This is a genomic window from Stenotrophomonas sp. SBJS02 (assembly GCF_020428325.2).
In the GTDB taxonomy this organism is placed as follows: Bacteria; Pseudomonadota; Gammaproteobacteria; order Xanthomonadales; family Xanthomonadaceae; genus Stenotrophomonas; species Stenotrophomonas africana.
This window is the reverse complement of the sequence record NZ_CP109812.1, coordinates 3802029-3826666: the sequence shown is the minus strand read 5'-3', so window position 1 is coordinate 3826666 and position 24638 is coordinate 3802029. Positions and strand designations below refer to the sequence as shown.

The 24638-nt window shown below is 65.0% G+C and carries 22 protein-coding genes, 1 tRNA gene and 1 pseudogene; 13 read left to right on the top strand and 11 right to left on the bottom strand.

The annotated features are described in order from the left end of the window. Positions 1-3: 3 nt before the first annotated feature. From trmB to thiS, 3 genes are all read right to left on the bottom strand, one after another. Positions 4-738, bottom strand: a complete 735-nt coding sequence (trmB, locus tag FQS62_RS17720; protein WP_005410814.1) for a tRNA (guanosine(46)-N7)-methyltransferase TrmB — start codon at positions 736-738, stop codon at positions 4-6. Next, complete coding sequence (locus FQS62_RS17715; RefSeq protein ID WP_049447493.1) at positions 738-1532, bottom strand: thiazole synthase; 795 nt, start codon at positions 1530-1532, stop codon at positions 738-740. The genes trmB and FQS62_RS17715 overlap by 1 nt, the downstream gene beginning before the upstream one ends. Positions 1533-1638: 106 nt before the next feature. Beyond that, entirely contained in the window at positions 1639-1839 is a 201-nt protein-coding gene (thiS, locus tag FQS62_RS17710) for a sulfur carrier protein ThiS (protein WP_049447492.1), read from the bottom strand. A gap of 207 nt (positions 1840-2046) precedes the next feature. Here thiS and FQS62_RS17705 point away from each other — a divergent pair, with 207 nt between their 5' ends. Next, the gene (locus FQS62_RS17705; RefSeq protein ID WP_208043035.1) at positions 2047-3882 is read left to right on the top strand and encodes an autotransporter outer membrane beta-barrel domain-containing protein; all 1836 of its coding nucleotides are present in this window, start codon (positions 2047-2049) and stop codon (positions 3880-3882) included. A 115-nt stretch (positions 3883-3997) separates the two neighbouring features. After that, positions 3998-4071, top strand: a tRNA-Gly gene (locus FQS62_RS17700). 125 nt (positions 4072-4196) lie between these two features. Here the strand turns inward: FQS62_RS17700 and FQS62_RS17695 are convergent. The 3 genes from FQS62_RS17695 to FQS62_RS17685 are packed head-to-tail and all read right to left on the bottom strand — an operon-like array spanning position 4197 to position 7300. Next, positions 4197-5669: an acyl-CoA dehydrogenase family protein gene (locus FQS62_RS17695; protein WP_208043036.1), complete on the bottom strand. Its 1473-nt coding sequence runs from the start codon at positions 5667-5669 to the stop codon at positions 4197-4199. Then, the gene (locus FQS62_RS17690) at positions 5663-6091 is read right to left on the bottom strand and encodes an acyl-CoA thioesterase (protein WP_049447489.1); all 429 of its coding nucleotides are present in this window, start codon (positions 6089-6091) and stop codon (positions 5663-5665) included. The genes FQS62_RS17695 and FQS62_RS17690 overlap by 7 nt, the downstream gene beginning before the upstream one ends. Positions 6092-6118: 27 nt before the next feature. Further along, positions 6119-7300: a YbfB/YjiJ family MFS transporter gene (locus FQS62_RS17685; RefSeq protein WP_049447488.1), complete on the bottom strand. Its 1182-nt coding sequence runs from the start codon at positions 7298-7300 to the stop codon at positions 6119-6121. Between the two features lie 122 nt (positions 7301-7422). Between FQS62_RS17685 and FQS62_RS17680 the strand changes: the two genes are divergently transcribed. The 6 genes from FQS62_RS17680 to FQS62_RS17655 all read left to right on the top strand — a co-directional run bounded on the left by FQS62_RS17680 (position 7423) and on the right by FQS62_RS17655 (position 12700). After that, the gene (locus FQS62_RS17680; RefSeq protein WP_099589897.1) at positions 7423-8448 is read left to right on the top strand and encodes a GlxA family transcriptional regulator; all 1026 of its coding nucleotides are present in this window, start codon (positions 7423-7425) and stop codon (positions 8446-8448) included. Between the two features lie 67 nt (positions 8449-8515). Beyond that, positions 8516-9394: a 30S ribosomal protein S6--L-glutamate ligase gene (rimK, locus tag FQS62_RS17675; protein ID WP_005410807.1), complete on the top strand. Its 879-nt coding sequence runs from the start codon at positions 8516-8518 to the stop codon at positions 9392-9394. Positions 9395-9641: 247 nt separating this feature from the next. Beyond that, positions 9642-10118: a hypothetical protein gene (locus tag FQS62_RS17670; protein WP_088479595.1), complete on the top strand. Its 477-nt coding sequence runs from the start codon at positions 9642-9644 to the stop codon at positions 10116-10118. Between the two features lie 89 nt (positions 10119-10207). Beyond that, positions 10208-10681: a hypothetical protein gene (locus tag FQS62_RS17665; RefSeq protein ID WP_049447485.1), complete on the top strand. Its 474-nt coding sequence runs from the start codon at positions 10208-10210 to the stop codon at positions 10679-10681. Positions 10682-10689: 8 nt separating this feature from the next. Continuing rightward, positions 10690-11367, top strand: a complete 678-nt coding sequence (locus FQS62_RS17660) for a response regulator transcription factor (RefSeq protein WP_005410804.1) — start codon at positions 10690-10692, stop codon at positions 11365-11367. Positions 11368-11371: 4 nt separating this feature from the next. Then, positions 11372-12700, top strand: a complete 1329-nt coding sequence (locus tag FQS62_RS17655) for a sensor histidine kinase (RefSeq protein ID WP_080354893.1) — start codon at positions 11372-11374, stop codon at positions 12698-12700. A 300-nt stretch (positions 12701-13000) separates the two neighbouring features. Here the strand turns inward: FQS62_RS17655 and coaE are convergent, their stop codons facing one another. The 3 genes from coaE to FQS62_RS17640 are packed head-to-tail and all read right to left on the bottom strand — an operon-like array spanning position 13001 to position 15755. Then, positions 13001-13612, bottom strand: a complete 612-nt coding sequence (gene coaE, locus FQS62_RS17650) for a dephospho-CoA kinase (RefSeq protein WP_057499452.1) — start codon at positions 13610-13612, stop codon at positions 13001-13003. A gap of 11 nt (positions 13613-13623) precedes the next feature. Further along, a complete protein-coding gene (locus FQS62_RS17645; RefSeq protein ID WP_049447482.1) occupies positions 13624-14487 on the bottom strand; it encodes a prepilin peptidase in 864 nt (287 codons plus the stop codon). An 8-nt stretch (positions 14488-14495) separates the two neighbouring features. Continuing rightward, entirely contained in the window at positions 14496-15755 is a 1260-nt protein-coding gene (locus FQS62_RS17640; protein ID WP_099589893.1) for a type II secretion system F family protein, read from the bottom strand. Positions 15756-16116: 361 nt separating this feature from the next. Between FQS62_RS17640 and FQS62_RS17635 the strand changes: the two genes are divergently transcribed. From FQS62_RS17635 to pilB, 3 genes and pseudogenes are all read left to right on the top strand, one after another. Continuing rightward, on the top strand, positions 16117-16569 hold the full coding sequence (locus FQS62_RS17635; RefSeq protein ID WP_208043037.1) for a pilin: 453 nt from the start codon (positions 16117-16119) through the stop codon (positions 16567-16569). 105 nt (positions 16570-16674) lie between these two features. After that, positions 16675-17091 (top strand): pilin, encoded by a 417-nt coding sequence (locus tag FQS62_RS22305; RefSeq protein ID WP_208043038.1) that lies wholly within the window; start codon positions 16675-16677, stop codon positions 17089-17091. Between the two features lie 93 nt (positions 17092-17184). Further along, a pseudogene (gene pilB, locus FQS62_RS17620) lies at positions 17185-18913 on the top strand (type IV-A pilus assembly ATPase PilB). 105 nt (positions 18914-19018) lie between these two features. Here the strand turns inward: pilB and FQS62_RS17615 are convergent. Both FQS62_RS17615 and FQS62_RS17610 read right to left on the bottom strand, forming a co-directional pair. Then, positions 19019-20392 carry a sigma-54-dependent transcriptional regulator gene (locus FQS62_RS17615; protein ID WP_049447478.1) on the bottom strand — a complete coding sequence of 458 codons (1374 nt, stop codon included), beginning with the start codon at positions 20390-20392 and terminating at the stop codon, positions 19019-19021. 60 nt (positions 20393-20452) lie between these two features. Further along, positions 20453-22066 (bottom strand): sensor histidine kinase, encoded by a 1614-nt coding sequence (locus FQS62_RS17610; protein WP_049447477.1) that lies wholly within the window; start codon positions 22064-22066, stop codon positions 20453-20455. A 405-nt stretch (positions 22067-22471) separates the two neighbouring features. Between FQS62_RS17610 and sucC the strand changes: the two genes are divergently transcribed. Beyond that, positions 22472-23641 carry an ADP-forming succinate--CoA ligase subunit beta gene (gene sucC / locus FQS62_RS17605; RefSeq protein ID WP_208042996.1) on the top strand — a complete coding sequence of 390 codons (1170 nt, stop codon included), beginning with the start codon at positions 22472-22474 and terminating at the stop codon, positions 23639-23641. Positions 23642-23661: 20 nt separating this feature from the next. After that, complete coding sequence (sucD, locus tag FQS62_RS17600; RefSeq protein ID WP_017356169.1) at positions 23662-24537, top strand: succinate--CoA ligase subunit alpha; 876 nt, start codon at positions 23662-23664, stop codon at positions 24535-24537. Positions 24538-24638 lie beyond the last annotated feature (101 nt).

Below are 24638 nucleotides of genomic sequence, written 5' to 3'. Positions count from 1 at the left end.
TCGTCAGGTGCGGTCGTACAACAGGTCCCAGACACCGTGGCCGAGCTTCTGGCCGCGGGTCTCGAAGTGCGTCTGCGGGCGCCAGTCCGGGCGCGGCACGCTGCCACGCGGGCCGGCGCGGTTGACCAGCCCGGCGGTGGCATCAAGCACGTCCCACATCTGCTCGGCGTAGTCTTCCCAGTCGGTGGCGCAGTGCAGGCGGCCACCCGGGCGCAGCTTGCGCACCAGCAGCTCGGCGAACGCCGGCTGCAGCAGGCGGCGCTTGTTGTGGCGCTTCTTGTGCCACGGGTCCGGGAAGTAGATGCGCACTTCATCCAGCGCGCCGTCGGCGATCTCGTTCTGCAGCACTTCCACCGCATCGTGGTGGTACAGGCGCACGTGGTCGGCGTTGTCGTCGGCCAGCGCGTTAAGGAGGCGACCCACGCCGGGCGCGTGCACTTCGATGCCGATGTAGTCGCGCGACGGGTCGTGCTGGGCGGCGAAGCGCAGCGCGGCACCGTTGCCGAAGCCGATTTCCAGCACCTTGTGTGCCGGGCGCCCGAATGTGGCGTCCAGGTCACGCGGCTGGCCGGTGTAGTCGAGGCCGAAGCGCGGCCAGCGTTCGTCGAACGCGCGCTGCTGGGCGGGGGTGAAACGTCCCTGGCGCAACACGAAGCTGCGCACCTCGCGGCGGCCCTCGCTTACGGTGAAGGGCTTGGGCGGGGCCTTGGAACCGGCGCTGTCGAAAGGATTGGTCATCAGCCGATCAACCCATCCACCGGGGAGGAGGCGCTGGCGTAGCGCTTGCGCGGAATGCGCCCGGCCAGGAAGGCCTCGCGGCCGGCCTCGACCGCCTTGCGCATGGCGCTGGCCATCAGCACCGGGCTGCGTGCACCGGCAATGGCGGTATTCATCAGCACGCCGTCGCAGCCCAGCTCCATCGCGATTGCCGCATCCGACGCGGTGCCCACGCCAGCGTCGACGATGATCGGCACCTTGGCGTCTTCGATGATCTGCAGCAGGTTGTACTTGTTCTGGATGCCCAGGCCCGAACCGATCGGCGCGGCCAACGGCATCACCGCAGCGCAGCCGATCTCTTCCAGGCGCTTGGCCAGGATCGGGTCGTCGGAGGTGTAGACCATCACTTCGAAGCCGTCCTTGACCAGCTGCTCGGCAGCCTTGAGGGTCTGCACCACGTCCGGGTACAGCGACTTCTGGTCGCCCAGCACTTCCAGCTTGGTCAGGTTGTGGCCGTCCAGCAGCTCACGGGCCAGGCGGCAGGTACGCACGGCGTCTTCGGCGGTGTAGCAGCCAGCGGTATTGGGCAGGATGGTGAAGCGCTCCGGCGGCAGCACGTCCAGCAGGTTCGGTTCGCCCGGGTTCTGCCCGATGTTGGTGCGGCGGATGGCCACGGTGACGATCTGGGCGCCAGCAGCCTCGGTGGCCAGGCGGGTTTCTTCCAGATCCTTGAACTTGCCGGTGCCGGTCAGCAGCCGCGAGCCATAGGTCTTGCCGGCGATCACCAGCGAATCGGGGGAGACATGAACGTTCATGGCGCGATTATCGCTTATCCGCCTGAAGATGGGATCACGCAATGGCGTGCAGGCCGTGGATCGGTGTGGGTAGTGCCGGCCGCAGGCCGGCAAAGCCGGACAGGTCTCAGCCGCCGCCCAGTGCGTGCACGATCTCCACCACGTCGCCTTCGGACAGGACATGTTCGCCATGGCGGCTACGGCTGACGATCTCGCCGTTCACCTCCACCGCCACCCGGCGCTGCAGCAACTGCTCGGCGTCGAGCAGATCGTGGAGGGTCGCCGAAGCGGGCAGGGTGCGGGGTTCGCCGTTGAGCTGGATGTTCATCCCTGCATTGTCGCTGATGGCCCGCCGGGATCGGAACGTTTGCAAATTGAACCGGGCGCCAGCTCCGGCACAGCGGGCTTTGCCGTGCTCGGGCGACAATCCATGCGGCGGCGCAGCGTGAGCAAATGGCAGCGCGGTGAAACCATTCACCGTGCGCCGGCGTACGTCCGCCGGGTCCTCAACGATTTCCCCACAGGAGTTCTTTACATGCTGCTCAGCAAACGCCCGATCCGCTCCCTGATGGCGGCCGCGATCGCGCTGGCCGCGCTACCGGCCATGGCAGGCGAATCCCCGTATTCCAGAGCCGTGTTCTTCGGTGACAGCCTCACCGATGCCGGCTATTTCCGCCCGCTGCTGGATCCGGGCGTACGTCCGGTCACCGGCCAGTTCACTACCAACCCGGGTTGGGTGTGGTCGCAACAGGTGGCCAATTACTACGGCCTCGACGGCACGCCCAACGGCAATGGCCAGAACGGCGACAACTACGCTGCTGGCGGCGCCCGCGTCGGCGTGGACGTGCCGAGCGCGATGGGCACCATCCCTTCGCTGAAGTCGCAGGCCGCCCGCTACCTCGCCGCAAATGGCGGCAAGGCTGACGCCAATGCCCTGTACACCGTCTGGGGCGGTGCCAATGACCTGTTTGCCGCCGCCGCTGCGCCGGCCCAGGCGCAGGCCATCATCGGTGCGGCGGTCACCGATCAGATCGCTTTGGTCGGCGCGCTGAAGCAGGCCGGTGCGCAGTACGTGCTGGTGCCGAACCTGCCCAACGTCGGTCTGACCCCGGCCTTCCGCGGCCCGAATGCCGCCACCGCCACGGCGCTGTCGGCCGGCTACAACAAGGCCCTGTACGGTGGCCTGAAGCAGGCCGGCATCGAGTTCATTCCGCTCGATACCTTCACCGTGCTGGCTGAAGTCGCTGCCAACCCGGGCATGTACGGCTTCACCAACGTCACCGGTACGGCCTGCAAGATCGATCCGAACAACTCCACTGCGAGCATCATCGGCTGCAACCCGACCAGCTACGTCAGCCCGGATGCGGCCAACACCTACCTGTTCGCCGACGGCGTGCATCCGACCACCGCCGGCCATCAGCTGCTGGGCCAGTATGCGGTCTCGGTGCTGGAAGGCCCGCGTCTGCAGCAGGTGCTGAGCCACTCGGCACAGACCATCGGCCGTTCGCGTGCCGATCAGGTCAGCATGCACCTGGGGGGTCGCCCGGCCGATGGCCTGTCCTGGTGGGGCGGCGTGCGCGGTGACCTGCAGCGTTATGACCATGCCGACCTGTACGACGGCCTGGCGCCCGCCGGCCTGTTCGGTATCGACTGGGCACGCGACGGCATGGTGTTCGGCGGCTTCGCCGGCTTCGGCCGTCTCAACGCCGACTTCGGCAACAGCCGTGGCGACTTCACCCAGAAGGACACCACCGCTGGTCTGTTCGCGGGCTGGTACCACGACCGCATCTGGGTCAATGGCCAGGTCAGCTACACCTGGTTGTCCTATGACGTGAACCGCAAGGTCCAGTTGGGTCCGGCCACCCGCGAGCACGGTGGTTCGCCGGACGGCAGCAACCTGACCGCTGCCCTGAACGCCGGTTACGAGTTCGGCACCGAAGGCGGCTTCCGCCACGGTCCGATTGCTTCGGTGATCTGGCAGAAGGTGAAGATCGACGGTTACACCGAAAGCGCTGCCGCCGGCACGCTGGCCACCGCACTGGGCTACGACCGCCAGAACGTCGATTCGACCGTCGGTCGCATCGGCTGGCAGGCCCGCTTCGATGGCGGCACCGTCAAGCCTTACGCGCAGGTGACCTACGACCACGAGTTCGAAGACACCAAGCAGGCCAGTGCCTGGCTGCAGACCCTGCCGGAACTGGGCAGCTATCGCGTGCCGGGCCTGAACTTCGACAAGAACTACGCCACCGTGGTGCTGGGTGCCCGTACCGAGCTGTTCGGCCTGCAGAGCAACTTCGGCCTGAGCGCTTCGGCCGGGCAGAAGCGTGCCCAGGACGCGACGCTGTTTGCCAGCTTCAGCGGCAGCTTCTAAGCAGAAACCAGGCGGGGTCGGATCCCTTTCGGCAACGAAAGGGCTCCGGCCCCGCTCTGATGCGGGGGCACCATTGCGCAACACCGGCCCCAGCGCATAGACTTTCCACTGCAACGCGGGCGTAGCTCAATGGTAGAGCTGTAGCTTCCCAAGCTACTGACGAGGGTTCGATTCCCTTCGCCCGCTCCATCCTGCGGTCCGGGCCAGTATCAGACGCTCCGAGGTTCCGCACAGCCTGTGGTTCAATGTGTAGTTTCCACGTTGCTGCGCCACGCGGTCCTGCCACAGCTGCCCGTGATCGACGCTGTTTCATGCTATGCGTCGCTCTGCACGTAATCGAGCTCTTCCCGCAGCGCATTGAGATTGAGCATCAGCAGTTTTGACGCCTGTCGGATGTCGCGACGGTCGTAGCGTGCCTGTGACTCGTGGTCGCGCGCCACCAGACCCGCTCCGGGCATCTGGTGCAGGCGCTGTGCGCGGCGCACCAGGCAGTCCAGCCCGAAGACCCGCGACAGCATCCGCCCCAGAACAACCCGGCCTGCCTGGTTGAGGTGCTGCGTATCGATGTCGTCGAACTGGGGTGTCTGAGCCGCAGCGAAGCGGCTGTAGGGGTTGGCCTGCAGGACGTCGCGCAGATTCGCGAACCCGCCAACATGCATCTCATGCAGGGCGATGTCTGCCAGGTGTTGGCACAGCAGATCATTGGTTCCATCGAAGATCGTGTACACCCGTGCATCCAGCAGGGCGTGTGCAGCGATGTTGTCCGCGCCGGTGCGGTAGCCTTCTCCGCCGCACAGCTGTTGGTAGTCGATGGCGGAATCCAGCATCAGTTCCGACGACAGCACCTTGGTGGCCAGGGAGGCGAACATGCTGCCGGAGATATCGCAGGTGTAGTCTTCTTCAAGCAGAAGGTGGTGGTAAAGCGCGTTGCAGATCACGTAGTGGTTGCGGATGCGCGACACTTTGTAGCGCACGTATCCGATGTCATACAGGGAGCCTTCGCCGATCTGTCGGTTCTGCGTCTGCGACAGCGCTTCCCGGTAGAGACGGCGCAGAAAGCCGCTGGACATGGCCGCCTTGCTGAACCTCGACGCGCACAGGATCTCGGCTGTATCCCCCAGTCCCGTGCGACGCTTGTCGAGCCGCCGGTGGGGGGCGACCCGGATATCGATTTCGTTCAGCCCGTATCCCAGGTTCTTCAGGCCAAGGCTGTCGTAGACCTCGGTGGTAACGAAGCCACCGTCCGAGCGCCGGTGCACGAAGTAGCCGAACTGTTTTCCGGCGTACTGGCGGGCGCACACGATCCACCAGTCTGCCTGTGCGCTGAAGGCCTGCCAATGCTTGCTGCCCCGCACGTAGTAGCTGCCATCCTGTTCTTCGTAGGTGGTCTTCATGCGCGACAGGCTCGAGCCATGCTCCGGCTCGGTGAAGGCGATGCCGCCGATCACGGGGTTTTCGAGGAAGTCCTCGAAGACCTCTGCCTGCAGCCGGGACGATCCGCTGAGCGCTACGTTGCGCAGGAAAAGCACGGTTACGATCATCGTGTACATGCCCAGCGGCAGGTTGTACTCCGACATCATTTCAATCACTTCGCACATTTCGCGGTGGTTGTGCCGCCCCTCGTGCGCCACCGGAATAGCGGGCAGGCAGATGCCCTCGTCCATCAGCTGCGCCCAGCGCTCCTTGGGCAGCGGCTCCTGCGGCAGCGTATTGCTGTCGAACACGGGCAGCACGTTCTGGATCTGCCGCAGGAAGCTCTCGGTGTCGCGGTGGGTCTTGTTCAGCATGATGGTTCCTTCATCGCAAGTGACTGGGCGTACTCCTCGGTGAAGAAGATCGACAGGGCGCGTCGTCGCGCGCCGTCGATCTCCTGCGCAGCGTTGGCGGTGTAGTCGAAATGGACCATCACGCAGCGTCCGCTGGCGACCTGCTGGCCGCATTGGAAGGCGTTCTGCACGATGGACAAGGACGACCGGCCGATCGCATCAATGCGGGTGTCGATCTCGACGTCGTGCTCTGCGCGGATCTGTTTCAGGAAGTCGATCTCGTAACGGCGCAGGATCAGACTGAGATCGCGCATGTTTCCGGTTTGGCTGAAATGCAGGAAGATCGGAAGGCGGCCATGCTCGAACCACACCGGCAGCGCGGTGTTGGTGACATGCCCGAGCACATCGACTTCGGAAAATCGCGGGGAGATGACAATGCGCACACGGAGCTCCTTGGAGGCTGGTGAGGTTCATCCGGCGCCGCGCGGGGCGCGTGCCGCCCACGGCAGGGCGACGGCGGCGACATGCAGCGCGGCACTGAGCCATAGCGCTCCATCCAGACCGGTACGATCGGCCACTGCGCCGGCGGCCACAGGACCGATGGCCTGGCCGGCGGCGAAGGCAAGGTTGAACAGGGCCATCGCGCGGCCTATGCGCGCCGCAGGCAGGTTCTGCCGGACAAGGACCGCGATGGCGGCTGCAGCGATGAAGACGCTTGAGCCGAACACCGCAGCGGAAACAAACAGACCCGTCGTGCCGCCCAGCAACGGTGCCAGCGTGCCCAGCAGTGACACCGCGCAGCACGCTGACAGCACGTGCGCGCCAGGCCATGCACCCAGCGCGCGCCGCCAGAGCATTCCCGAACACAGGATTGCGATGCCCAGCACCGTCCACACGGCGATGCCCTGCTGCCAGGACAGTCCGTGGTCGCGCAGCCACGCAAAAATGAAAGTGAGATAGATGATGTAGCCACCGGCCCAGCAGAAGTAGGCTGCCAGGCAGGCGCCCAGGTGCCGAAGTGGCAGCGGCGCAGGGTCGTGGCCTTCAGTGACGGCGGTTGATTCCTGTATTCGGCCGGCCAGTGTCATTGGCCATATCGAGGCGAGAAGCCCAACGGCTCCCAGCACCAGCCACGCCGTTGGCCAGGTTGCGGCCCCATGGATGGCCAGCAGCGGCGCCACGGCCAGGCCCGCGGCAATGATCCCGATGCCGGCGCCTCCGAAGAACAGACCGGTTGCCGCTCCGCGACGGTTGGGTGCATGCCGGTAGTGCAGCAGCACGAGCGTGCTGCCGCAGGCCGAGACCCAGGCAGCGCCGACGCCGTTGAGCACGCGTTGGGTGCTCAGCCAGGGCAGGGCACCGCTGGCGCCGGTCACGGCGAGAGTGAACACGCACAGCCCCAGGCCTGCCTGGAACAAGCGGCGTGCGCTGACCCGGTGCAGAAGCGCATAGGCGGTGCCTGCTCCAAGCACATAGCCGAGCGCATTTGCCGTGTTGAGCCAACCCGCCTGCGCATAGGTCCATTGCAGATCCTCGCGCATGGCGGGAAGCAACAGTGCGTAGGCAAATCTTCCCAGGCCGTTGGCAACCGCCATCGACAGGCACAGGGCGAAGGCTGGCCACAGTGATGGCAGTACTGCAGGCGAGCCCATCAACACCGTGCTGCGTGGCTCTGTCTGCATTGCTCAAGCCCCCGATGTGATGACCGCGTGACTTATTAAAGCGTTGCTGGTCTACACTGCGAGGTGTCTTGATTGACAAAAAACAATCCAGAATGGACAAACCTGAGTTCATCATCGCGGTGCTCGACGGGACGTTGGCCGCCAGCGTGGGCGCGACACTCGATGTACTGGATTTCGCCAATCGCTCGGCCGAGCGCCTCGGTCAGCCGGCGCTGCGCTGGCGAGTAGCAGGCAGCCGTCGCCAGTTGCGGTTGAGCAATGGCATGACGCTGAAGGCCGATCCGCTGTCCAGCATCAGCGATGGGGCTGCCGGCGTACTGGTCATCCCCAGCCTGGGGCTGGACGGCATGCTCGATGCCAACGGGCACGAGCCATGTGGACTGGATGCCCGCTACACCGACGGTATTGCATTGCGCCGGTTGGCCATGCCGGATGCCCAGCATCTGGCACGCTTGGCTGCCCACTTCCACGCGAGCGGGGGCAGGGTGTGCGCCAGCTGTTCGGGGGTGCTGGTGCTGGGGGAGGCCGGATTGCTCGACGGCCGTCGTGTCACCAGTCATTGGGCATTGGCGGGCCTGCTGCGTAGGCGTTTCCCGCAGGCACGGCTGGATCCGGCCTGCATGGTGGCAGAGGAGGGGCGACTGACCACGGCAGGGGCAGCAATGGCACAGATGGATCTGATGCTGCACCTGGTGCGCCAGTACTCCGGGCGTGACGTGGCCGAGGCGGTCATGCGTTTCCTGCTGGTGGACAGCCGCACCACCCAGGCGCGCTACATGGCCTGGCAGGATGCCGACCACGATGACGACACCGTGCGCCGTTTCGAATCGTTGATCGAAACCAGCCTGCCGCATGCTCTGGGCATGGAAGAAGCGGCGCGGCGCCTGCACCTGACGGCGCGTACCCTGGCCCGACGCGTCCATCGGGTTACCGGCAGTTCGCCACGGGTGCTGGTGCAGACGGTACGGATGCGGATGGCTCAGCGGCTTCTGGAGCGGACAGATCTTTCGGTGGAGGATGTGGCCGAGCGGGTTGGCTATGCCAATGCAACGTCGCTGCGGAAGCTGACGTTGAAGATGACGCAGCTGACACCGGCACTGTTGCGCCAGCGGCTCTGAGTACATCCATCATCGCAGCGCCACACGCCCGCGCTATGCTGCGCGCCTGCCGCCCGATCCTGCCGCGATGAAGCTCGCCATCCTGTCCCGCAACAGCTCCCTGTATTCCACCCGCCGGCTGGTCGAGGCGGCGCGCGCGCGCGGCCACACCGTGCGCATCCTGGATCCGCTGCGCTGCTACATGCGCATCGCCGCCGATGGTTTCTCGATGCACTACAAGGGGCGGCCGATGACCGGCGTGGACATGGTCATCCCGCGCATCGGTGCCTCCATCACCCGCTATGGCACCGCGGTGCTGCGTCAGTTCGAATTGATGGGCGCGCGCACGCCCAACCCGTCCGATGCGATCCTGCGTTCGCGCGACAAGCTGCGCGCGCACCAGTTGCTGGCGGCCAAGGGGATCGACATGCCGGTCACGGTGTTTGGCGACAACCCCGATGACACTGTCGACCTGCTCTCCATGTTGGGCCCGCCGCCGCACGTGGTGAAGCTCAACGAGGGTACCCAGGGGCGTGGCGTGATCCTCACCGAGAAGGCCAGTGCTTCACGTGGCATCGTCGAGGCCCTGCGCGGGCTGTATGCCAATTTCCTGATGCAGGAGTTCATCGGCGAGGCCAAGGGCGCCGACCTGCGCTGCTTCGTGGTCGGTGACCAGGTGGTGGCCTCGATGCAGCGGCAGGCGCCGGAAGGTGACTTCCGCTCCAACCTGCACGCCGGCGGCACGGCGGTGGCCGCCAAGGCCAGCCGTGCCGAGCAGCAGGTGGCGGTGCGTTCGGCCAAGGCGCTGGGCCTGTCGGTATGCGGGGTGGACCTGATCCGCTCCGCCCGTGGCCCGCTGGTGTTGGAGGTCAACTCCACGCCGGGGCTGGAAGGGATCGAAGCCGCCTGTGGGGTGGACGTGGCGACACGCATCATCGAGCACGTCGAGAAGCTTAAAAAGCCCTGATCGTTCAATCGCTTGCGATTCTCATGGGCGAATGAGGCCTGGTTTAACACGCCTTTAATCGGCCCCGGCGTAGCCTTCAGCGAACCGCAGCTCTGCCTCTCAGCAGGATCGGTATCGGGATACAACTTCAGACCCAGGCGGGGGCACCGCCTGGGTCTTTTTTATGCCCACTGCAGGCCCCTTGTGGAGGCAACGTGACGACCGTAGAGTGGCGCCCATCGTTCCTGGATGGATCCGGAGGCTGGCGATGTACCGCATCACGATGATCGCGTTGTTGCTGGGGTTGTCTGGTGCTGCCTCTGCCAGGCCGGAGAAGACCGCCATACAGATGGACGGGCAGGCACCGGTGGCCGAGCAGGTCCGGCGGGTTGAGAAGGCCCTCGACGACGGCGAATACAGCGAGATTTCCGCTGACGACCGTGCCCAGGTGCAGCAGGCCTTGGCGCGCATCACCCAGCGTATGGGGGACCACCGCACGCTTCAGGAGCTTCCGCCGCAGGTCCAGGCGGAGGTCTTCAACGACCAGGAGCGAATCAACACCGTTCTTGTCCGGGCGCATGAAGACAGCCGCCAGATCTGCCAGCACACCCGCACCACCGGCAGCAACATGCCTAAAAGCCGCTGCCTGACCGTGGCCGAGCGCCGTCGGATCGAGGAAAAGGGCAAGGCACTGCTGAACGACCAGCGCACCTTCAACAACTTCAACCCCGCCACCAACCACTAGGCCGGCCGACGCCCCTGCGCATGGCACTTGCTGGCGTGAAGGTGGTGCGAATACAGTCAGCACTCAACTCAAACAAGGATTCGTTTGTCATGAAGTCCCTTCTGATGTCGGCGGTCCTGATCTCGGGCCTGACCCTGGCCACCGCCGCCTCCGCATCGAACCAGGCCGGTGAGGTCTTTATCCCGGGCAAGCCGCTGCAGCAGCAGATCGAGCGCATCGAAATCGAACTCAACGATGGCGAGACCTACAGCGAACTGAAGCAGACCGACCGCAGCCGCGTGCGCGAAGCGCTGGTGCGCATGCGTACGGCCGTCGAGCAGCATCCGAACCGTGATTCAATGCCTGAACAGGTACGAACCGATGTCTTCAACGACCAGCAGATCGTGAACACGGTTTTGACACAGGCACGTGAAGATAGTCGTCTAATATGCCAACGTGAAAAGGCCACGGGTTCGAACCGGGCTACGACGCAGTGCATGACCGTTGCCGAGCGCGCCCGGCGGAAGGACAAGGCACAGCGTGATATGGGCCAGGCCCAGCGCGTTGGCAAATTCGTCAATTAGAGGTGACAGTGAGAATCCTGGTAATCGAAGACAACAGCGACATTGCGGCCAACCTGGGCGACTACCTGGAAGACCGGGGGCACACCGTAGACTTCGCGGCTGACGGGGTTACCGGTCTGCATCTGGCCGTGGTGCACGAGTTCGACGCGATCGTGCTGGATCTCAATCTGCCCGGCATGGACGGCATCGAAGTCTGCCGCAAGCTGCGCAATGAAGCGCGCAAGCAGACCCCGGTACTGATGCTGACCGCCCGCGATTCGCTGGACAACAAGCTGGCCGGCTTCGATTCCGGCGCGGACGACTACCTGATCAAGCCGTTCGCGCTGCAGGAAGTGGAAGTGCGTCTGAACGCCCTGTCGCGTCGCGGCAAGGGCGTGCAGACCCGCGTGCTGGAAACCGGCGATCTGGAATACAACCTGGATACGCTGGAAGTGCGCCGCCAGGGCAAGCTGCTGCAGCTCAACCCGACCGCGCTGAAGATCCTGCAGGCACTGATGGAAGCGGCGCCCGCCGTGGTGACCCGCCAGGAACTGGAAACCCGCGTGTGGGGCGAAGAACTGCCCGACTCGGACTCGCTGCGCGTGCACATCCATGGCTTGCGTGCGGTGGTCGACAAGCCGTTTGAAGTGCCGCTGATCCAGACCCGCCATGGCATCGGATACCGCATCGCCACCCCGGAAGCCTGATTCGGTGGCAACCAAGGGGGAGCGCCGGCGCACGCCCTATCGGCGGCGCCTGCGCAGCCGCATCATCGTGTCGTTCGTGTTGTTGGGCTTCTGCCTGACAACACTGTTCGCGTTCGCCACCAACTGGGCCCGCATGCGGGTGGAGAACCAGTTGGTGGAAGACGTGATCAACCACAACATCGAAGAGTACGCGCGCCGCTTCTACGAGCATCCGGGGCGCAATCCGGCGGTGCCCGTGCAGCAGATCCGGGCGTACGCCTACTCGGCGGACAAGTTCGACAAGGCCCGCGAATCCTGGCCGCAGTGGGCCGACCTGCAGAATGGCAACTACAACCTGAGCGGCACCGACGAGCAGGGGCAGCCTTACGCCTACAAGCTGGCGGTGCGCAAGGCTGACGACGCCTGGTTCTTCCTCGCCTATGACATGACCGACAGCGTGCGCGGCGGCAAGCAGCTCAACCGCGCGCTGGTGCTGTCGGTGCTGGTGTTCAGCGTGCTGTCGCTGGTGCTGGGCTGGTGGTCGGCATCGAAGGTGATGAAGCCTGTGTCGGATCTGGCCGCGCGGCTGCGCGCCTACCGCGGCGGCACCAGTGATCCCGAACCTCTGGCGCCACGTTTCCCCGACGACGAAGTGGGGCAGCTGGCCCAGGCACTGGACGACTATTCGTCGCGGCTGACCGAGGTGGTACAGCGCGACCGCGAGTTCAATGCAGACGTCAGCCACGAGCTGCGCACGCCGCTGGCGGTGATCCGGGGTGCCACCGAGCTGCTGCTGACCCGGCCGGGTCTGGACGAAAAGGTGCTGCAGCGCCTGCAGCGCATCCAGCGCGCCGAGCAGCAGTGCAGCGATCTGATCGGTGCGCTGCTGCTGCTGTCGCGCAACGAGCGCGGGCAGGGCACCAGCAACGTCGCCCGCGTGGCGGAACAGCTGCTGGACGCGCACCGCGCGCAGCTGGGTGGCAAACCGCTGGAGCTGGCGCTGGAAGGCGAGCGCAATCTGGTGATCGATGCGCCCGAAGCCGCGCTGTCGGTGGCACTGGGCAACCTGATCGGCAACGCCGTGAAGTACTCGCAGGATGGCGAGGTTCGCGTGTTCGTCGGCACCAATTCGGTGTCGGTAACCGACAGTGGCCCGGGCCTGAGCGAGGAAGATGCAGCCAAGCTGTTCCAGCGCGGGTACCGCGGTACCCATGCCGGGCACTCGCAGGGCGGCGGTATCGGCCTGTCGATCGTCAGCCGCCTGTGCGATCTGTACGGCTGGCAGGTGAGCGTGCGCCCCGGTGGCGAGCGTGGCGTGATCGCCACCCTGACGTTCTCGCCGAAGCCCTTGTAAAGGGCACCTGCTTTGGTGGGTGCCGACCTTGGTCGGCACGAACCCTGCCGACCTTGCATCGCGCCCTGTGTCGCTTGTGCCACTGAATCCCCCGCAAGCGAGCATCGCATCACTGGCCCAACACGACACCACCGTGATCGCTGCCGCGCCCCGCGCGTGTTCCGGCGCACGCATTGGCAAGCCCGCGCCGCACTTGGGCTTGATGGTCGCAGCCGAGCATGGGCTCGGCTCTACAGCAGATCCCCAGATCCACGCGAGAATTCGCTTCGGTAGTGCCGGCCGCTGGCCGGCAACCAGGCCTCACCCCCTGGCCAACCCCAGATACCGCGCATGCAACTGTTCCACCTGCACCTGCAGGTCCTCCGGCTGCCCATCATTGACCACCACGTCGTCGGCCAGCGCCAACCGCTGTGCGCGGCTGGCCTGCGCCGCAATCATCCGGTCGGCCAGTGCGGCATCAATGCCATCGCGCTGCATCAGCCGGGCGTGCTGCACGGCCTCCGGCGCATCCACCAGCAGCACCCGGTCCAGCCACGGGTAGGCCTTCCGTCCACCCACCTCGGTCAGCAGCGGAATGGCCGCAATCGCATAGGGGCTCTCAGCCTGCTCGCACTGCTGCTGCATCAGCAGGCGGATGGCCGGGTGGGTAATGGCTTCCAGTGCCGTCCGCTCGGCCGGGTCGGCAAACACATGGGCGCGCAGGCGGGCCCGGTCCAGGCCGCCATCGGCCAGCAGCATGTCGGCGCCGAAACGCTCGGCAATGCGGGCCAGCGCCGGGCTGCCGGCGGCCACCACGGCGCGGGCGGCCAGATCGGCGTCGGCCACCACGATGCCCAGCGCCTCGAAGCGCCGGGTTACTTCACTCTTGCCCGAGGCGATGCCACCGGTCAGGCCAACCACATAGCGGCTCATGGGGACTCCCCTCAGCGCAGCCCGCTCATCACCATGTACTGCTCCACCAGCGGCGCACCCCACATGAAGTACAGCCAGCCGGCAACGGCCAGGTAGGGGCCGAACGGGATGGGCGTGGCGCGGTCACGGCCCCGGCTGTACAGCCAGATCGAGCCGATGATGGCGCCCAGCACCGACGACAGCAGGATGATCGGCAGGATGCCCTTCAGGCCGCACCAGGCGCCCAGCGCCGCCAGCAGCTTGAAGTCGCCGTGGCCCATGCCTTCCTTGCCGGTCAACTGCTTGAACAGCCACCAGACCGTCCACAGCGACAGGTAGCCCACCGCCGCGCCTACCAAGGCAGGCTTGGCCGGCATGTACAGGTTGTCGATGCTGCCTATCAGCCCCAGCCACATCAGCGGCAGGGTGAGCTGGTCGGGTAGCAGCTGCGTGCGCAGGTCGATGCCGGACAGGGCAATCAGGAAGCAGGTCAGCACGATGGCGCCGAAACCCTGCCAGCCGAAGCCGAACTGCCAGACGCAGGCCAGCACCAGCACCGAGGTCAGCGCCTCCACCAGCGGGTACTGCAGCGAGATCGGCGCCTTGCAGTGGCGGCATTTGCCACCCTGGATGATCCAGCTGAACAGCGGGATGTTCTCGTACCAGCTCAGCTTGTGCTTGCAGTGCGGGCAGTGCGACGGCTCGACCACGATCCCCGGTGGGGGTGGTTCATAGAAGTCCGGTTCCTCCAGGACCTCGCGCGCATCGCGCTTCCACTGCCACTCCAGGCGCTTGGGCAGCCGCAGGATGACGACGTTCAGGAAACTGCCCAGCAGCAGTCCCAGGGCGGCCGCGGCGGGGTAGCCGAGGCCGGGATGCTGGTCGAGAAATGCCATTGATACCTTTAGCCGACGACGGCGCCGAGTTTGAAGATGGGGAGGTACATGCCGATCACGATGCCACCGACAATGGTACCAATGAACACCATGATCATCGGCTCCAGCAGGCTGCTCAAGGCGTCCACGGCATTGTTGACCTCCTGCTCATAATACTCGGCCACCTTGAAAAGCATGGTATCCAGCGCGCCGGCCTCTTCGCCGATGCCGGTCATCTGGATGACCATGTGCGGGAACAGGTTCAGCTGCTTCATGGCCATGTTGACCGGATAGCCGACCGACACGTCGTCGCGCATCCGCAGCACGCCTTCTTCGTAGACCTTGTTGCCGGTGGCGCCAGCCACGATGCCCAGGGCCTCCACCAGTGGCACACCGGCCTTGAAGGTCACCGCCGTGGTGCGGGCGAAACGAGCAATCGCGCTGTTGTTCATGATCTGCCCTATGACCGGCACTTTGAGCACCAAACGGTCAAAGGTGTGCTGCATCTTGGGAGAGCGCTTGTAGGCCATGAAGAAGCCTACAGAACTGCCCACAAGGACAATCAGCAGCAACCACCACCAGGAGAGCATGAATCGCGAGGCAGCCACGATCATCTGAGTAAACGCAGGCAACTCGGCGCCGAAGCTCTTGAAAACCTCTTCAAACTGCGGAACCACAAACATCAGCAGGATGGCTGACACTACAAAGGCCACAAGGACGATCATGGCCGGGTAGAACATGGCCTTTTTGATCTTGCCCTTCAGGGCTTCCATGTTCTCTTTGTAGGTCGCAATGGTTTCCAGCACAGTTTCGAGCACACCTGCGCCTTCACCCGCACGTACAAGGTTGCGGTAGAGCTCGTCGAACTGCACCGGGTGACGGCTGATCGCCTCGTGCAGCGAAGAGCCGCCTTCGATGTCGGTACGGATCGTCTCGACCAGCTTCTTCATCCGGGGATTCTTGTGGCCCCCGGCAATGATCTCCAGTGACGAAACGATCGGGACGCCGGACTTCATCATCGTGGCCATCTGCCGGCTGAAGAAGGCGATGTCTTTCGGCTTGACGGCACTTCCCGCTGCGCCGAACAGCGGCTTCGGCTTGGCTTTGACCTGGCCGGGGTTGATCCCCTGCTTACGTAGCTCCGCCCGCAGCAGATTGGCGTTCTTTGCCAACTGCTCGCCTTTCATCTTCACGCCCCGCTTGTCGGTCCCCTCCCAGACAAACGGCAGCAGTTCCGTGGTCGCGCGGGCCACGGGCTCTTTCTTGATCGCACTGCGACTGACAGACATGTTGGCTCCCCAAGGCCCGCCATCCCCAGGCGGGCATCCTGACCGGCGATGGTAGCCGGTTCAGGGCCGTCCGGGGAGCCTGCTGGCGTGACGCCGCGCAGGGTTTTCGACCTGACGAGACGAAAGGTGACGTACCGCGTCACATTGCCGCGTCCATCGCAGATTCGCTTCTGGGGGGTTCCCATCCGCGAAATTGCTGCCATCATTGGCGCGGGGAAATCGGGGAGACGCTGCCATGGGAGACTGGCACGTAACCTGCGTTGATCCACCCGCGGGGACGGGCAGCCTGCTCATCCGGTCATCTGGCCGGCCGGCCGCCACCCCCGACATCAACCACCACTTATCTTGGGGATGTACCACCATGAAGAACCAGAAGGGCTTCACCCTGATCGAACTGATGATCGTTGTTGCGATCATCGCCATCCTGGCCGCCATCGCGCTGCCGGCTTACCAGGACTACACCATCCGTGCCAAGGTGTCGGAAGGCCTGGTCCAGGCCGACGCTGCCAAGCTCGCCGTTGCTGAAACCGCTCAGTCGCAGGGCATATTGGCGACCGCAGTCACCGATGAGGCCGCTGCTGGTTACGTGAGCAAGGCCACGAACAATGTAGCTTCGGTTGGCATCGCCAATGGCGTCATCACCATCACCACTAAGGCAACCGGTGCAAAGGTCCAGCCGATTCTCAAGCTGACCCCGAGCCAGACTGATTTGGATTCTCCGATCACTTGGGCTTGCACCTTCACCGCTGGTGAAGCGAAGCACGTGCCGGCTAGCTGCCGCACTGCTGGTGCTGGCGCTCCGCCTGCCGGCTGATTGATAGCGTGATTCTAAAAAAAAGGCCCCGCTTAGCGGGGCCTCTTTTTATGTAGGCTCGGAAATTCGGGCTGCTTCTCGAGAATTGGGGATCTTGGGGGAGTGATGAAGCGGCAAACGGGTTTTACTTTGATCGAACTGATGATCGTCATTGCGATCATCGCCATCCTTGCGGCAGTCGCATTGATCGCCTATCGCGATTACACCGTACGGGCGCGGGTAGCCGAAGGCATTGCATTGACCGCGCCGTTCAAGATAGCGGTGGAGGAGAGCGTCGTGGAGCATGGCAATCTTGATGCGCGTGCCTGCGCGGACGTGCCGACCATGCCTGCCGCTACCGAGAATGTTGCCGCTCTTTCATGCGTCGGCAACGGTGTGCTGAAAGTACAGACGACTGCGGCAGCAGGGAGCGTCTCTCTGGATTTCACTCCGACCCTCAGCGGCGACGGGATGCTGCTCTGGGACTGCCAGATGAGGGCGGGCAGGCAGCGGCAAGTGCCGGCTATCTGTCGCGGTCCCTGAGTTGGCTGCGCTGGGAGGTTGCCGCGGTTGGAGTTTCCTGTTTGCCAACCGAGAGTAGTCCGGTAATCTGCGCAGGGGAGTAGGAGCGCACAAATGAACACAATTGCCACCGCCAACCTCGTCGGCATCACCGGCCTGGCCCGCCGCCTGGTGCAGGACGGCGCCCTCGACGAGGCCACCGCCCGACGACGCGATGGCCAGGGCCGCCGCCGCCCGCCAGCCGCTGCCCACCTGGTTCGCCCAGAACAAGCTGGTCAGCGCCTCGCAGCTCGCCGCCGCCAACGCTGTCGAATTCGGCATGCCGCTGTTCGACGTGTCCACGTTCGACGCCAGCCAGAATGCGATGAGCCTGGTCAGCGAGGAACTGCTGCGCAAGCACAACGTGCTGCCGCTGTTCAAACGCGGTGGCAAGCTGTTCGTGGGTACCAGCAATCCGACCCATGCGCTGGACGAGATCAAGTTCCACACCAATCTGGTGGTGGAACCGATCCTGGTTGATGAAGACCAGATCCGCCGGACGCTGGAGCAGTGGCACGCCAGCCACGACACCATCGGCGACGCGCTCGGTGGCGATGACGAGGGTATGGCCAACCTCGATGTCGGGTTGGGTGACGAGGACAATGCCGGTGGCGACTCCGGCATCGACGCCAAGGGTGACGACACCCCGGTGGTGAAGTTCGTCAACAAGGTGCTGGTCGACGCGATCCGCAAGGGCGCATCGGACATCCACTTCGAACCCTACGAAGACGATTACCGCGTGCGCCTGCGCATCGACGGCTTGCTGAAGATGGTGGCGCGCGCGCCAGTGAAGTTGAACCAACGCATTGCCGCGCGCCTGAAGGTGATGGCGCAGCTGGACATCGCCGAGAAGCGCGTGCCGCAGGACGGTCGCATCAAGCTCAACCTGTCCAAGACCAAGCAGATCGACTTCCGCGTCAGCACGCTACCGACCCTGTTCGGCGAGAAGGTGGTGCTGCGTATCCTCGATGGCAGCGCGGCCAAGCTGGGTATCGACAAGCTGGGCTACGAGCCGGACCAGCAGAAGCTGTTCCTGGAGGCCATCCACAAGCCGTACGGCATGGTGCTGGTGACCGGCCCGACCGGTTCGGGCAAGACGGTGTCGCTGTACACGGCGCTGGGCATCCTCAACGATGAGACGCGCAACATCTCCACCGCCGAAGACCCGGTGGAAATCCGCCTGCCCGGCGTCAACCAGGTACAGCAGAACAACAAGCGCGGCATGACCTTCGCCGCGGCACTGCGCTCGTTCCTGCGACAGGATCCGGACATCATCATGGTCGGCGAAATCCGCGACCTGGAGACGGCCGAGATTGCGATCAAGGCGGCGCAGACCGGCCACATGGTGCTGTCCACGCTGCATACCAACGATGCGCCGCAGACCATCGCGCGCCTGATGAACATGGGCATCGCCCCGTACAACATCACCAGCTCGGTGACGCTGGTGATCGCGCAGCGCCTGGCACGCCGGTTGTGCGGCAACTGCAAGCGCCCGGCGAATCTGCCGGAGCATGCATTGCTGGCCGAGGGCTTCACCCAGGCGCAGCTGGACGCAGGCATTGAGCTGTACGAGGCGGTGGGGTGCGATGAGTGCACTGAGGGCTACAAGGGCCGTACCGGTCTCTACCAGGTGATGCCGATGACCGATGAGATCGCTACGATCGTGCTGGCCGGTGGCAATGCACTGCAGATTGCCGAGGCGGCGCAGCAGATCGGGGTGAATGACCTGCGGCAGTCGGCGTTGAAGAAGGCGGCGGCGGGTGTGACCAGCCTGGCCGAGATCAATCGCGTTACCAAGGATTGAGGTAGAGCCGAGCCCATGCTCGGCTGAGGGACCGAAGAGCAGCCGAGCGTGGGCTCGGCTCTACAGTAGATCCACGCCATGCGTGGATGGCGCGGTCCCGACCGCTTACTCCATCCCCAGCTTCTTCAGCTTGTAGCGCAGTGCGCGGAAGGTAATCCCCAGCTGCGCAGCAGTGCGAGTCTTGTTCCAGCGGTTCTCTTCCAGCGCGCGCTGGATGGCGCTGCGCTCCAGCTGCTCGATGTACGAGGGCAGGGCGGCGCTGCCGGGCTGCAGGTCGGCCACGGCTTCGGCGGGCGCGGCACTGCCCGGCGCACGCGGCGCGTGTTGCGGCAGGCGCAGGTCATCGGCGCCGATGCAGTCTTCCTCGGCCAGGGCCAGCGCGCGTTCCAGGATGTTCTCCAGTTCGCGCACGTTGCCGGGGAAGGCGTACTGCGCCAGTGCCTCCAGCGCCGAAGGCGCCAGCAGCGGGGTAGCACGGCCATGGCTGCGGGCCAGGCGTGCCAGTACCGCGGCGGCCAGTTCCGGCAGGTCCTGGCGGCGCTCGCGCAGCGGCGGCACCCTCAGTTCGATCACGTTGATGCGGTAGTACAGGTCGTGGCGGAAGCGCCCATCCTCGACCAGCTCGGCCAGGTCCTTGTGGGTGGCCGAGAGGATGCGTACGTCCACCGGCTCCTCATTGGCCGCACCGACCGCTCGCACCGACTTTTCCTGGATCGCGCGCAGCAGCTTGACCTGCATCTGCAACGGCAGCTCGGCCACTTCGTCCAGGAACAGGGTGCCGCCGTGCGCAGCCTGGAACAGGCCGGGCTTGTCGGCATGGGCGCCGCTGAAGCTGCCCTTGCGATGGCCGAAGAACTCGCTCTCCATCAGTTCGCCGGGAATGGCGCCGCAGTTGACCGGTATGAACGGTCCGGCCGCACGTGCGCCCTGGGCATGGATGGTGCGCGCGACCAGTTCCTTGCCCACGCCCGATTCACCGAGGATGTAGACCGGTGCCTGGCTGCGCGCAACCTTGCCGATGGTGGTGCGCAGCACGTCCATGGCCGGCGAAGCACCCAGCAGGCGTGCGCCTTGTTCGGCAGCAGGGCCGGGCACGGGACGTTCGGTGTTGTTGAGTTCCAGCGCATGCTTGACCAGGCCGCGCAGCACCGAGATGTCTACCGGCTTGCTGACGAAGTCGAAGGCGCCGGCCTTCAGTGCTTCCACCGCCAGGTCCATGCTGCCGAACGCGGTGATCATCGCCACCGGCGTGCGCGGGTAGTGCTGGGCGATCTCGCTGACCAGCTCGATGCCGTTGCCGTCCGGCAGCCGCATGTCGGTGATGCACAGATCGTACGGATTGCTGGCGAGCAACTCGCGTGCTTCGGCCAGGTTGGCGGCAGTACTGATGCGCAGCCCCATGCGGCCGAGGGTCAGTACCAGCAGTTCGCGGATGTCGCGTTCATCGTCGACGACGAGGGCGCTGCGGGTTTCGTTCATGGGCGTGAAAGATAAACGAGGGGGCTGGAAGCGACAAATGTTTGACGCACAGATCTGGAATCAGGTGGGCAACAGCGTGTGCGGGCCGGGCAGCACCAGACGGAAGCAGGAGCCGCCAGCCGGCACCGGGATGTAGTCGAGCCGTGCCTGGTTGGCGCGGCACAACTCGCGGGCGATATACAGGCCCAGGCCCGTGCCATGCTCGGAGGTAGTGAAGAACGGGCGGAACAACTGCGCCGCCACGGTCTCGGGAATACCGGGGCCACGGTCCATCACGTCGATCACCGCGCTGCGCTCGTGCTGCGCCACGCGCAGGCGCACGCGCGCCGGCTGCTGGCCGATGCGGCCGTATTTCAGTGCGTTGTGCACCAGCACGGTCAGCACCTGGTAGAGGTGCTTCGTGTCGACCTGCGCCATCACCGCCGTGTCACTGATGATCGGCTCGATGCTGTCGGTCTCCAGCGTCTGGCCCTGCTTGTACTCCAGCACGAAGCGTCGCACGAAGGCGACCAGGTCGACGTTCTCGGGCGTGGCACGCTCACGGCGGGCGAGGCCAAGGACGCTCTCGACGATGCCGTTGGTGCGTTGGCACTGCTGGCGGATGATCTGCAGCAGGCGGCGGTCACTCTCGTTGAAACCGGTGCCTTCCTCGAGCAGCTGCACGGCGTAGTTGATTGCCGCCAGCGGGTTGCGGATCTCGTGGGCGAGGCTGGCCGAGAAGCGGCCCATCGCTGACAGGGTGAGCGATTCGGCGCGGCGCGAGACCACGCTGGAGTCGTCCAGGAACACCAGGGCCAGCTCGCTGCCGGCCAGCAGGCGCGCAAAGCGCGGCTGTACTTCGGGTTGGTCGGGGTTGAGCTGCAGCGGCAGTTCGTCCTGCGCCCAGCCGTTGCGCCAGCGCTGCAGGCGGCGCGCCAGTTCCGGCGCGGCGCTGGCCAGGTCCAGGCGTCCTGTCTCGCCAATGCCGTCGTTGTCGCCGAGCAGCATCGAGGCCGCTTCATTGGCCAGGGTGATGCGGTTGTCGGCGTCCACCACCAGCACGCCGGTGCGCATGCGGCGGATGATCAGTTCGTTGATCTGGAACAGGTTGGCCACTTCGTCGCCGCGCTGGTTGGCCAGCTGCTGGTTGCGACGGGCGCGACTGCCCACCTGGTAGCTGATGAAGGCCAGTGCCAGGTAGCTGGTGGCGAACATGGCCAGCTCGGCCAGGGTGCGGGTGGGGTCGCCGCCTTCGAGCACCTTCCAGAGGTATTCGGTACCGGTGGCCAGGCTGGCAGCGACCGCCAGGCCCAGGCCCCAGGTCAACGGCAGCAGGGTGGCGGCAGCGGCGATGTTGAACAGCAGCGACATCGAGATGCCGGCGCTGGCGCCGGGCAGGGCGTGTGCCAGCAGGGTGGCGGCGATGATGTCCACCAGCACGCTGCTGACCACGATCGGGCGCAGCCAGCGTTCGTTGCGGCCAATCACCAGGGCCAACAGCGAAAGCACCAGATAGATGGCCGCGACGGTATCGGCCAGGCGCGGGTGGTGGGCCTCGCCGACCATGCCCGACAAGGGGCTGTAGAGCAGGCCGGCGATGACCGCGGCGATCAGCACCCGGTACAGCGCAAAGAAGTACAGCTCACGCCGCGGGATCGATTCGATGCGGTCGATCAATGAAGCACTGGGTGACACGCCGGAACTCCCCTTCTGGCTGCCTGGGTCTGGAATCTGCGGCGGGCCTGCCTGGCATCCCCTGAAGCCGGGCGGGTTCGTCGCTTCGATGTGGCCTGCGGTGGAAGCGGTCGAGCAACCTCGACTCTACACACCCTGGCTGACCAGTATAGGGCCCACGGACAGGTGCCGCCGGAGCCCTCTGGATCGCGCATTTGGCCCGCTGTGGATACCCGTGGCCAACCGCGGCCCGGGCGCAACTGCCTGAATGACGGCGGAAATCTGCCCGGCTGTGGCGTTTTGTACAGACTTCTTTGCGCCCCGGCGCTGGCTCGGCCACAATAGTGGGCCCGCCGCGGTCCATGCCGGCGCCCCGCCGGGGCCCTGAGGAATTGCGTGCGGTCGTTCCTATTCCCACGGTGACGCATGAATTTCCACGAATACCAGTCAAAACAACTGCTTTCCGAGTACGGCATCCCGGTCCCGGCCGGCAAGGTCGCTGCGACCCCGGACGAAGCGGTTGCCGCTGCCAACTCCCTGGGCCAGGGCCCCTGGATGGTCAAGGCGCAGATCCACGCTGGCGGCCGCGGCAAGGCTGGCGGCGTCAAGTTCTGCAAGACCACCGACGACGTGAAGGCCGCTGCGGCCAAGATGCTCGGCACCAAGATGGCCACCTACCAGACCGCTGGCGTTGAACTGCCGGTCAACCTGGTGCTGGTGACCACCGCCGGCGAGATCGTCAAGGAACTGTACCTGTCGGTGCTGGTTGACCGTGGCACCAAGACCATCACCTACATCGCCTCTTCGGAAGGCGGCGTGGAGATCGAGCAGGTCGCCGCTGAGACCCCGGAGCTGATCCACTCGCTGAACGTCGACTTCGTCGAAGGCGTGCAGGGTTACCACGGCCGTGATTTCGGCTTCAAGCTGGGCCTGACCGCCAAGCAGGCCGGCCAGTTCGCCAGCATCATGGTGAACCTGTACCGCCTGTTCAACGAAAAGGACCTCGCCCTGGTTGAAATCAACCCGCTGGCCATCCTGGACGACGGCAACCTGTACGCGCTGGACGGCAAGTTCGACAGCGATGACAACGCCGCGTTCCGCCAGAAGGCCCTGGTCGCCATGCGCGACAAGACCCAGGAAGATCCGACCGAAGTGATCGCTTCGGAGCTGGACATCAACTACGTCACCATGGACGGCAACATCGGCTGCATGGTGAACGGCGCCGGCCTGGCCATGGCCACCATGGACGTCATCAAGCTCAACGGCGGCGAGCCGGCGAACTTCCTGGACGTGGGCGGCGGTGCCAACAAGCAGCGCGTCATCGAAGCGTTCAAGCTGATCCTGTCCTCGGACAAGGTTGAAGGCATCTTCGTCAACATCTTCGGCGGCATCGTCCGCTGCGACATGATTGCCGAAGGCATCATCGCCGCCGTGAAGGAAGTAGGCGTCAAGGTTCCGGTCGTGGTGCGCCTGGAAGGCACCAACGTGGAAGAAGGCAAGCAGCTGCTGCGTGACAGCGGCATGGCCATCATCCCGGCTGACAACATCAACGATGGCGCCAAGAAGATCGTTGAAGCTGTCAAGAACGCTGCCTGATCCGACACCAAGGAATTCCCATGTCTGTTTTGATTAACAAGAACACCAAGGTGATCGTGCAGGGCTTCACCGGCCAGCAGGGCACCTTCCACGCCACTCAGATGATCGAGTACGGCACCCAGGTTGTTGGCGGCGTGACCCCGGGCAAGGGTGGCACCACCCATATCGACCTGCCGGTCTTCAACACCGTTGCCGACGCCGTGCAGAGCACCGGCGCCAACGCTTCGGTCATCTACGTGCCGCCGCCGTACGCGGCTGACGCAATCCTGGAAGCCGCTGCTGCCGGCATCAAGGTCATCGTCTGCATCACCGAAGGCATCCCGGTGCTGGACATGCTGCGCGTCAAGAACGTGCTGACCCGTTCGCATCCGGACACCGTGCTGATCGGGCCGAACTGCCCGGGCGTCATCACCCCGGGTGAGTGCAAGATCGGCATCATGCCGGGCCACATCCACAAGCCGGGCAAGATCGGCATCGTGTCGCGTTCGGGCACCCTGACCTATGAAGCGGTCAAGCAGACCACCGAAGTCGGTCTGGGCCAGTCCACCTGCATCGGCATCGGTGGTGACCCGATCAACGGCCTGAACTTCGTCGACTGCCTGAAGCTGTTCAACGAAGACCCGCAGACCGAAGGCATCATCATGGTCGGCGAAATCGGCGGCGACGCTGAAGAAGCCGGTGCCGAGTACATCAAGAACCACGTGAAGAAGCCGGTCGTCGGTTTCATCGCGGGTGCTTCGGCTCCGGCCGGCAAGCGCATGGGCCACGCCGGTGCGATCGCCTCGGGCGGCAAGGGCACTGCCGAAGGCAAGTTCGCTGCCATGGAAGCGGCCGGTGTTGTCACCGTCCGCTCGCCGGGCGATCTGGGCGCTGCCATCGCCAAGCTGGTGAAATAAGATCGACTGCCTCCGGCAGACGATTCTGTAGAGCCGGCCGCTGGCCGGCTGCTTGAAACAGAAAGGCCGCCTCCGGGCGGCCTTTCCTGTTCTGCGGGTGG